Source organism: Mesorhizobium sp. M7A.T.Ca.US.000.02.2.1, from assembly GCF_003996995.1.
Lineage (GTDB): Bacteria > Pseudomonadota > Alphaproteobacteria > Rhizobiales > Rhizobiaceae > Mesorhizobium.
The window spans coordinates 1-9,378 of record NZ_RZTT01000241.1; the positions used below are offsets into that span (position 1 = coordinate 1).

Annotated in this window: 11 protein-coding genes; 5 read left to right on the forward strand and 6 right to left on the reverse strand. The window is 63.5% G+C overall.

The window, feature by feature from the left end; all coding sequences use genetic code 11:
• Positions 1-794 (forward strand): esterase-like activity of phytase family protein (locus EOD15_RS21395; protein ID WP_148129599.1); only part of this gene is annotated, 794 nt, incomplete at its 5' end.
• Between the two features lie 84 nt (positions 795-878).
• On the opposite strand, the gene EOD15_RS21400 is transcribed toward EOD15_RS21395, so the two are convergent.
• The gene (locus EOD15_RS21400; RefSeq protein ID WP_127320438.1) at positions 879-1,664 is read right to left on the reverse strand and encodes a L,D-transpeptidase; all 786 of its coding nucleotides are present in this window, start codon (positions 1,662-1,664) and stop codon (positions 879-881) included.
• Positions 1,665-1,807: 143 nt separating this feature from the next.
• Here EOD15_RS21400 and EOD15_RS21405 point away from each other — a divergent pair, with 143 nt between their 5' ends.
• The gene (locus tag EOD15_RS21405; protein ID WP_245463728.1) at positions 1,808-3,310 is read left to right on the forward strand and encodes an MATE family efflux transporter; all 1,503 of its coding nucleotides are present in this window, start codon (positions 1,808-1,810) and stop codon (positions 3,308-3,310) included.
• Positions 3,311-3,394: 84 nt separating this feature from the next.
• Here EOD15_RS21405 and EOD15_RS21410 read toward each other — a convergent pair whose 3' ends face one another.
• Positions 3,395-3,793: an SH3 domain-containing protein gene (locus tag EOD15_RS21410; protein ID WP_127320439.1), complete on the reverse strand. Its 399-nt coding sequence runs from the start codon at positions 3,791-3,793 to the stop codon at positions 3,395-3,397.
• A 261-nt stretch (positions 3,794-4,054) separates the two neighbouring features.
• Positions 4,055-4,339 carry a hypothetical protein gene (locus EOD15_RS21415; RefSeq protein WP_127320440.1) on the reverse strand — a complete coding sequence of 95 codons (285 nt, stop codon included), beginning with the start codon at positions 4,337-4,339 and terminating at the stop codon, positions 4,055-4,057.
• A 187-nt stretch (positions 4,340-4,526) separates the two neighbouring features.
• Between EOD15_RS21415 and EOD15_RS21420 the strand changes: the two genes are divergently transcribed.
• Positions 4,527-5,393 (forward strand): SDR family NAD(P)-dependent oxidoreductase, encoded by an 867-nt coding sequence (locus tag EOD15_RS21420; RefSeq protein ID WP_127320441.1) that lies wholly within the window; start codon positions 4,527-4,529, stop codon positions 5,391-5,393.
• Between the two features lie 3 nt (positions 5,394-5,396).
• On the opposite strand, the gene EOD15_RS21425 is transcribed toward EOD15_RS21420, so the two are convergent.
• The 3 genes from EOD15_RS21425 to EOD15_RS21435 form a co-directional block, all read right to left on the reverse strand.
• Positions 5,397-5,822, reverse strand: coding sequence for a low affinity iron permease family protein (locus EOD15_RS21425; RefSeq protein ID WP_127320442.1), 426 nt, complete (start codon positions 5,820-5,822; stop codon positions 5,397-5,399).
• Between the two features lie 303 nt (positions 5,823-6,125).
• A complete protein-coding gene (locus tag EOD15_RS21430; protein ID WP_127320443.1) occupies positions 6,126-6,767 on the reverse strand; it encodes a DapH/DapD/GlmU-related protein in 642 nt (213 codons plus the stop codon).
• A gap of 141 nt (positions 6,768-6,908) precedes the next feature.
• On the reverse strand, positions 6,909-7,427 hold the full coding sequence (locus EOD15_RS21435) for a CreA family protein (protein WP_127320444.1): 519 nt from the start codon (positions 7,425-7,427) through the stop codon (positions 6,909-6,911).
• Between the two features lie 188 nt (positions 7,428-7,615).
• Between EOD15_RS21435 and EOD15_RS21440 the strand changes: the two genes are divergently transcribed.
• Positions 7,616-8,194, forward strand: coding sequence for an SCO family protein (locus EOD15_RS21440; RefSeq protein ID WP_127320445.1), 579 nt, complete (start codon positions 7,616-7,618; stop codon positions 8,192-8,194).
• Between the two features lie 10 nt (positions 8,195-8,204).
• A complete protein-coding gene (locus tag EOD15_RS21445; RefSeq protein WP_127269252.1) occupies positions 8,205-9,077 on the forward strand; it encodes a 50S ribosomal protein L11 methyltransferase in 873 nt (290 codons plus the stop codon).
• Positions 9,078-9,378: the final 301 nt, after the last annotated feature.

Consider the following 9,378-nt stretch of genomic DNA (forward strand, 5'->3'; position numbering starts at 1 on the left):
ATCCGGGACCCGGTGCCGCCGAGCCCGATCCGAAGGATCCCGACACCGGCCGCCAGAACAATCAAGGCCTCGAAGGCATGGCGATGACGCCCGACGGCAAGTTCCTGATCGCCGTGCTGCAGTCGGCGGCCAGGCAGGACGGCGGCGATTCCGGCTCGACCCGCCAGAACACCAGGGCGCTGGTCTATGACGCGTCCGACCTCGCCCACCTCAAATTGGCGCACGAATATGTCGTGCCGCTGCCGGTGTTCAAGGATGCCAAGGGCAAGACCAAGGTCGCCGCGCAGAGTGAGATCGTGGCGCTCTCCGACAAGACCTTCCTGATGCTGGCGCGCGACAGCGGCAACGGCCAGGGCCTGAAGGGCGATGCCTCGCTCTATCGCCAGGTCAACGTCGTCGACCTATCCACCGCGACCGACATCGCCGGCGGCGCCTTCGACGCCGCTGACAAGCCGGTCGCCCCCAAGGGCATCGTCGACCCATCGGTGACACCGGCCAAGCTGACGCCATTCATCGACATCAACGACAGTGCCGAGCTCGGCCGCTTCGGCCTGCACAATGGCGCGCCCAACGACCAGGATAACCTGTCCGAGAAGTGGGAGGCGATGTCGGTGGTCAGCGTGCTCGATGCGAAGCTGCCCGACGACTACTTCCTGTTCGTCGCCAACGACAACGACTTCCTCGCCCAGGACGGTTTTCAGGTCGGCGCGCCCTACAAGGCCGAAGACGGCGCCAATGTCGACACCATGTTCCTGGTCTATCAGGTCACGCTGCCGGGTCTGGCCAAGAAGTAACGACCACTGCACGGACGGGCGCGCTTGGCGCGTCCGCCCGGAGCACTATTGCTGGTGTTTTTCAGGCAGATTGATTGAGAAGACTTACTTCAAGAACTCCGCGTCCTTCGGGACGCCCGCATCGATCGGCTCGGCGGTTTTGCTCGACACGGCCATGATCTTGCCGGCGGCCGACAGGTTGGGACGCACGAAGACCTGAGCGGGGCCGTTGACGCGGCTGTAGAGGTCGATGATGTCCTGGTTCATGAAGCGCACGCAGCCCGACGAAGCGTTCTTGCCGATGGAATCCCACTCCGGCGTGCCGTGCAGCCGGTACATCGTGTCCCTGCCGTCGCGGAACAGATACAGCGCGCGGGCGCCCAGCGGGCTCTGCGGGCCGGGCGGCATGCCGTCCTTGTATTTCGCCAGTTCCGGCCGGCGCTGGATCATCTCCGGCGGCGGCGTCCAGACCGGCCACTTCTTCCTCGCCTGGACCACGGCGCTGCCGGTCCATCCGAAACCGGCTTTGCCAAGGCTGACGCCATAGCGGATAGCTGTGCCGCCGTCGCGCACCAGATAGAGGAAGTGCTCAGACGTATCGACGACGATCGTGCCCGGTTTCTCCCCGGTCGGATCAGCCACGATCTGGCGCACGAATTTCGGATCGACCTTGGCAACCGGGATTGCCGGCAGTTGATAGCCCTCGTCGACACGCGCCGCATACATGCTTGCGGCATCGCCGAAAGCCGGATCGCTCGGCGGTGCTGCATCCGGCGGCGGCGGCGCCACGTTTGTTGTTGTACACGCCGAAACAGCCAGGGCGCCCAAAGCGGATGCGCCGAGAAACGCGCGCCGGTTCAGGCGCACAGAAAACAGCGGAATATCGGACATGACCCCCCCGGCTTATCCAAGATCTGATAGGAATGCGGCCCCACGCATCGAGGATCAATATCCCATTCCGGACGCTTTGAGAACATGATTAGATCAAGGCACAACCTGTGTTCGGTTGTATCGGCAATCATCGCGGACGCGACTTGAAACAAGCCTTCGCCGAGCTGCCCGCCATGGACGAAAAAAATCCCCCGCGCCGGCGCACCGGCGACCTGACCAGCGGCCCGATCCCGCGCACGCTCTTGCTGTTCGCCCTGCCGGTGCTCGGCTCCAACGTGCTGCAGTCGCTCAACGGTTCGATCAACGCCGTCTGGGTCGGCCGTTTCCTCGGCGAATCGGCGCTGACCGCCACCTCCAACGCCAACCTCGTCCTGTTCCTGATCCTCGGCACCGTGTTCGGCACCGGCATGGCGGCCACCATCCTGGTGGCCCAGTCGGTCGGTGCCCGCGACCTGCCCGAGGCGCGCCGCATCGTCGGCACCAGCGCGACGTTCTTCTTCCTCGTTTCCGTTATCCTCGCGGTCTGCGGCTGGATCTGGGTCGACGCCATTCTCAACACGCTCGGCACACCGGCCGATGCCTTGCCGCTGGCGCGCTCCTATCTGCGCATCATCTTCGTCGCCGTGCCGATGATGAACCTTCTGTCCTTCGTCATGACCGTGCTGCGCGGTGCCGGCGATTCACGCACGCCCTTCTTCTTCATGGCTCTGGCCGTCGTCCTCGACATCGTGCTCAACCCATTGCTCATCCGCGGCATCGGACCGTTTCCCGAACTCGGCATCGCGGGCTCCGCCACGTCCACGCTGATCGGCCAGACGGTAAGCGTGATCGCCATCCTGATCGTGCTCTATGTGCGCAGGCATCCGCTGCGACTGGCCGGCGCCAACCTCGCCCTGCTGCGGCCCGATCCCACCTTGCTTCGCATCGTCGTCGTCAAGGGCGTGCCGATGGGTCTGCAGATGATCGTCATTTCGGCGGCGGCACTGACGGTGATGGGCATCGTCAATTCCTACGGCTCACAGGTCGCCGCCGCCTACGGCATCGCTGCCCAGCTGTGGACCTATATCCAGATGCCGGCGCTCGCCATCGGCGCCGCGGTGTCCTCGATGGCGGCGCAAAATGTCGGCGCCGGGCGCTGGGACCGGATCGGCCGCATCGCCGCCTCCGGTGTCGGCTTCAACCTGGTCCTGACCGGCGCACTGGTTGCAGTTCTGTCGGTTTTCGACCGTTCGGTGCTGAGCCTGTTCCTGAGCAGCGACAGCGCGGCGATCGACATCGCCGTCCACATCAACAATGTCGCCTCGTGGTCGTTCATTCTGTTCGGCATAACCATCGTGCTGTTTGCCACCGTACGAGCCACGGGTGCCGTGATGCCGCCGCTGATCATCCTGGTCATTTCGGTGCTGGTCGTGCGCACCGGCTTCGCCTATTTCATGCGTGGCGTGATCGGCGAGGAAGCGCTGTGGTGGAGTTTCCCGGTGGGTTCGATCAGCTCGCTTGTACTGGCAGCGGCCTACTACCGTTTCGGCCGCTGGCGCACCACGCACATGATCGAGAACAGACCGGCAGCCGGCGAGCCGCCGGACACCGGTCTTGGGGTGCCACGCGGACGCGCGCATCTTTCGCCTGAAACACCGAACGGCTGAAGTACCCGTCAGGCCATGGACATGGCGGCAGGGCCGCAATTGATTGCCGCCCTGCCCGTCACGCCAGACCCGGCGCAAATGAACCTATTTGCAGGAGAAGCCGGGCGCGATCTTGCACTTGCCGGGACGTGGCCTGTGCGGCCGATGGTGCGGAGGACGGTGCGGCTTGTGCCAGTGTGGCGGCCGATGCGGCGGACGCACGATGATGATTGGAGGGCGAACGATTTGGGAGCGTTCGAGATAACCGGAGCTGGCCCAGCCGCTCACGCCGCCGCCATGGATTCTGCACCAGCCCGGCTGGCAGCCGGTGACATTGACCCTGAAGCCGCCGGGCAGCGTTCCGACCCTGGCATATCCCGCTCCCGGCCCGCTACGGACATTGAGATTGGTCGTGGTGTGGGCGCTGTAAGCGAAGGCTGCGGCGGACGTCCCGAAGACCCCGGCCATTATGGTCGCGAACACAAGCAGAAAACGAGATCTCATCAGTCCCTCCATTCGAATCCGGCCGTTCATCTGCGTCGGCCAAGACTGCCCTGCAAGAGGGAGCGGCCAAGCCAAGAAAAGTCAACAGGTGGGCGGCGTAACTGTTCTGGCCAGCGGGACTGATGCCGGATTTTTCTTGGACATGGTTGAGGAATTTCCCGGTTGCCGCCTATTGCTCTTCAACACCCGCTGACGTTTACTGTCTTTCGACAATCACCGCGGGCAAAGGTGGATCCATGGGCAAAGGCAGGGTCGAGGCATTCACCGACGGCGCATCGCTTTCAGTTTTTCCGCCACCGATGCAGCAAGGTCGGCATAGCGCTCCTCCAGCCGTTCCGCGGCCTTGATGATCGAGAAATCATGGCCGAACTTTTCCAGCGCCATACGCAGCTTTTCGACGAACTCGGCTTGTTTCTCCAGGGCGGAAAAGAGCGTCTTCACCTGCGTTTCGCTGATGTCGGGGTTGGCCAGCATCTGCGGCACCTCGCGGCCCATCTGGTCGCCAATGGCGGTCTGTTCTTTCAGGATTGCAACCCAGTCCGTCAATCAGGAAATCTCCGTTTGTCCCCAAGGCTGAAGTTTTTTTGTCCCCAGGGCAAAATCTCTTTTGCGGAGGCAAAGGGCAACATGCGCAGCCTCGACCGAACTGGTCAACCCGACAAGGCGGGCAGAGGCTTGCGCCGGCCGGTTCCGGCGCTAAGTTCGGCGCCATCGAACAAGGAACCCATCGCCCATGATCACCGACGCCGAGATCCAGACCGCCCTGCCCGCGCTTGCCCCAGGCAATGCCGCCGTTATCACCGGCGCCGCCAGCGGCATCGGTCTGGCGGCCGCCAAGCGGCTTGCACTGCTGGGCATGAAGATCGTGCTGGCCGACATTGGCGGCGCTCGGCTTGACGAAGCCTCGCGCGCCGTTTCCGCGATTGCCGGCGACGATGCCGTGCTTGCCGTCGCCACCGACGTTTCGAAGGCGGATGAGGTGGACCGCCTCGCCGAGAGGGCGTTCGGCGCCTTCGACGGCGTGTCGCTGCTGATGAACAATGCCGGCGTCGGCGACAACCCCGGAAAGCCATGGGAAAACCGCGATTCCTGGAAACGGCTGCTGGACATCAATTTCTGGGGCGTCGTGCATGGCGTCGAGGCCTTCGCGCCGCGCATGCTGGCCTCGGCCGGGCCGGGTCTGATCGTCAACACCGGCTCCAAGCAAGGCATCACCACGCCGCCCGGCAATCTTGCCTACAATGTCTCCAAGGCTGGGGTGAAAACCTTCACCGAGGGCCTGTCGCATGCGTTGCGCAACGAACCCGGCGCCCATGTCGCTGCCCATCTGCTGATCCCCGGCTTCACCTTTACCGGTCTGACCGAGGGCGCGACGGAAAAACCGGCCGGGGCCTGGACCGGCGAACAGGTTGTGGATTTCATGCTGGAATCCCTGACCAGAGGCGATTTCTACATCCTGTGCCCGGACAATGAGGCGGCCCGCCCGCTGGATGAAAAGCGCATGGCCTGGGCGATCGGCGACATCATCGAGAACCGCCCAGCCCTGTCGCGCTGGCACCCGGACCACAAGGACAGTTTCGCGGCGTTCATGAAGAACTGATCTTCAGGCCGCCTGCTTTTTCGACCCGCGCTTTTTCGCCACAACCTTCTTCGCCGCCATGTCGGCGATTTGTTCGTCATGCCGCTTTGCAGCACGCTCGCATTTGGCGCGGATTTCCTCGACTTCGGATTCGGTCAGATGCTCGATGCCGATGAAGTGGTTGTGGCCCTTGCCGACCCGGATCAGTTCGTCGAGCTTGGCCTGGATCGCCGCGCCGTCGCGGTTCTGAGTGTTCTGGATCAGGAAGACCATCAGGAAGGTGATGATGGTCGTGCCCGTGTTGATGACGAGCTGCCAGGTGTCCGAAAAGCCGAAGAACGGACCGCTCACCGCCCAGACGATGACGATCAGGCAACAGAGGGCGAATGTCGGCGGCAGGCCGGCTATGCGGGCGACCCAGTTGGCGACCTTGGTGAAATGCTTTTCCATCTATCGAAATCCTCAACGCTGCGGCGCGATGAGAACAATCAGCGACCGTTTCAGGTTCCCGATGCAAGCAAATACCTCCAGGTACAATTGCCTACACGCATAGGGAGAATAGCCTGGAAAACACACCTTATGGGTCCAATGTCACAATGACCCTGCAGGCGAGAGTGCCTGTTCCTTCCGCTTCACAGCGGTTTAACTCCACCCCTTCCGCTGCGCCACCCCCGCATGGCGGAAGGGGTTTCAGTCCGGCGGGCCTTGAAGCGCGTCGCCCGACTCCGTCTCAACGCTACGCACTTGAACTGGTCAGACGGCGTCGTTTTCCCAGCGGTCGAGGAACGCTTCGATCGGCATGGCCTGCATGTCGGGAACCGCTCTGGCCAGCTTTTCGACCGGCCAGTCCCACCAGGCGAGAGCTTCGATCCGCGCCGCGATATCCGGAGTGAAGCGTGGCCGGAGAGCCTTCGCCGGCACGCCGGCGACGATCGCATAGGACGGCACGTCACGCGTCACCACGGCGTTGGCGCCGATGACGGCACCGTTGCCGATGGCGACCCCAGGCATGATCACCGCGCCGTGGCCGATCCAGACATCATGGCCGATGGTCACGGCTTTTGCCTGCCGCCGCTCGCGGAAGGCGGCATCGACGCCCAGCCAGCGAAAATACTCGTTCGGCCGGTAGCTGAGCTTGTGCTGGGTCAGCCGCTCTATGGGATGCTCCAGCGCATTGATACGGCTGTTGGCGGCGATCGAGCAGAATTTCCCGATCGTCGTGTAGATCGCTTCACAGTGGCGCTCAAAATAAGAGAAGTCGCCGACATTCACCTCGCGCAGCACAACCCGCTCGCCGATCGAGGCATTGCGGCCGAGCTTGCACGCCTTCAGCTCCGCGGTCGGATGGATACGCGGCTCGGGGTCTTTCGGGACGAGGTTTTCGGAACGCTCCATGCCGGCGGCTTTACGCCTAGGCGATTGGTCCCGCAAGCGGGACCAATCGTCCCTCAGATCGTCTCCCAGCAAGGATTCGCCGGACGAATGGTCCCGCAGCGGGACCATTCGTCCGTCCGGCTCCCGAAGGAACTAAGCAGCCTATTGCGGCTTGCCTTTGCTCCACACCACGTTCTGGCCGTAGAGCGGCACGGTGGTGACCGACATTTTGGCCGAACCGTTCTGCACCTGGCGCGAATGCGAGAGATAGATCAGCGTCTCATTGGGCTTGTCGTAGATGCGGTTCACCACCTGCTTTTTCCAGATCAGGCTGATGCCTTGCTTGAACACCTCCTCGCCGCCCTCGCTCATGTCGATGTCGCCGATCGTGATCGGGCCGGTCTGGCGGCAGGAGATCGACGAATCTGATGGATCCTCGAACCAGTTGCCCTTGTGCAGGCGATCGATGATGCCGCGATCGAAATAGGAGACATGGCAGGTCACGCCCTCCACCTTTGGGTCCTTGATCGCCTCGACGATGATGTCGTTGCCGAGCCAGTCGACGCCGACCTTGCCGACTTCCTCGGCCACGGCGGCCCCGGCGCCAAGGACAACGCACGCGGCTAATGCGCCGCCGATCAGTTTTCGCCCAATCAATCCGTGCCCAATCAGTCCTGGCAAAAAAGCCTCCTGCGGTTCGAGTTGCCGGTCACAGGTGGGGCGAGCAGCCCGGCTTTGCAAGCAGATGAGTCGACACCACTGCGGTTGCGGCAACGCGGCACTTTGCCTGTGCCGGGCCGAACCGCTAAGACTGTCGCACAGGCGCGGCATTGAGCCGGCGCGGCTATTTCTGCGGACGGACTTTTCTGATGATGCGTTCTATCCTGGTCGGCATTCTCGTCCTGATGGCGGCCGGCATCGGCTGGCTGACCTTCGACTGGTACCGCGGCCACTATGGCGGCGAGCCTTTTGGCGCCCCGTTTACCTTGGTCGACCAGAAAGGCGCGCCGATCACCGAAGCCGCCTTCCGGGGCGAGCCCAGCGTCGTCTTCTTCGGCTTCACCCATTGCCCCGAGGTCTGCCCGACCACGCTGTTCGAGCTGGCCGGCTGGCTGAAGACGCTCGGCGACGACGGCAAGAACCTGCATGCCTATTTCGTCTCGGTCGATCCCGAACGCGACACGCCGGAAGTGATGAACGCCTATGTCAGCAATTTCTCCGACCGTATCATCGGCATCACGGGCGCTCCCGACAAGGTCCATGCCATGGCCAAGTCGTTCGGCATCTACTGGAAGAAGGTCGACACCGGCGACGGCGACTACACGATGGACCACACCGCCTCGGTGCTGCTGCTCAACGCCAATGGCGATTTTGCCGGCACCATCGCCTACGGCGAAAGCGCCGATACGGCCATCGCCAAGCTGAAGCGGCTGGCGGCGAAAGGCTGATTACCATTTCATGACCCAGACGCGCCTTTACTTCACCACCGGAAAGACCGAGTCCGTCAGCATTTTCGCGGCGCTTGAGGCAGCCTTCGAGGAAGAAGGGCTGCCGATCGCCGTCCTGGAGGTCGACGAGGACAAGGACATCCACGAAGTGTCGCTCTATGCCGATGGCGACGTCGATGCGGTCGAGACCCGCTTGAACGACATCCTTGCCGGCCTTTCCCTGTCGAAGCCGATCGAGCGCGAGGCCCTGCCCGACATCGACTGGGTGGCGCATTCGCTGGAAGAGCTGAAGCCGGTGCGTGCCGGACGTTTCTTCGTCCACGGCGCGCATGACCGCCGCAAGCGCCACAGCGGCGAGATCGCCATCGAGATCGAGGCCGGCCTGGCCTTCGGCACCGGCCACCACGGCACGACCGCCGGCTGCCTGGAAATGCTTGAAAGAGTGGTCCGGCGCGAGCATCCGCGCAATGCGCTCGACCTCGGCACCGGCAGCGCGGTGCTGGCGATCGCCGTCGCCAAGCTGGCGCATATTCCTGTGCTGGCCACCGACATCGATCCGGTGGCGGTGCGGGTGGCTGCCGCCAATGCGCGGCTCAACCACGTCAAGGCACTGGTGGAAACGGTGACCGCGCCGGGCTTTCACCACCCGGTCTTCGGCAAGCGCGCGCCCTTCGATCTCATCGTCGCCAACATATTGGCACGGCCGCTGATGCGGCTGGCGCCGCAAATGGCTGGCCACATCGCGCTCGGCGGCTCGATCGTGCTGTCAGGCATCCTCGACCGCCAGCGCGACGCCGTCATCTCGGCCTATGTCGGCCAGAATTTTCGCCACGTCAGAACCTTGCACCGCGAGGGCTGGGTGACGATCCACCTCAAGCATTGAGCCCGGGACCGACCGAGCTTGGACCAAGTTCCCCCGGTTGTCAGTCCAGCGATGCTGTAGCAGGTTGCGCGCAGCCGGAAATCGATTCCGATTTCCCAGTCCATAGGCTACGGTCCCGCCGATATCAGGAGGCCCACAATGTTCCAGACCTTCGATTCCGCCGGCGACCCGGCCGTCGGCAAACCGCGCGTGGCGCTCCTGCGCCAATGGCTTGAAGCCAACGGGCTGGACGGCTTCATCGTGCCGCGTGCCGACGAGCATCAGGGCGAGTATGTCGCCGACCGCTCGGCGCGGCTGAAAT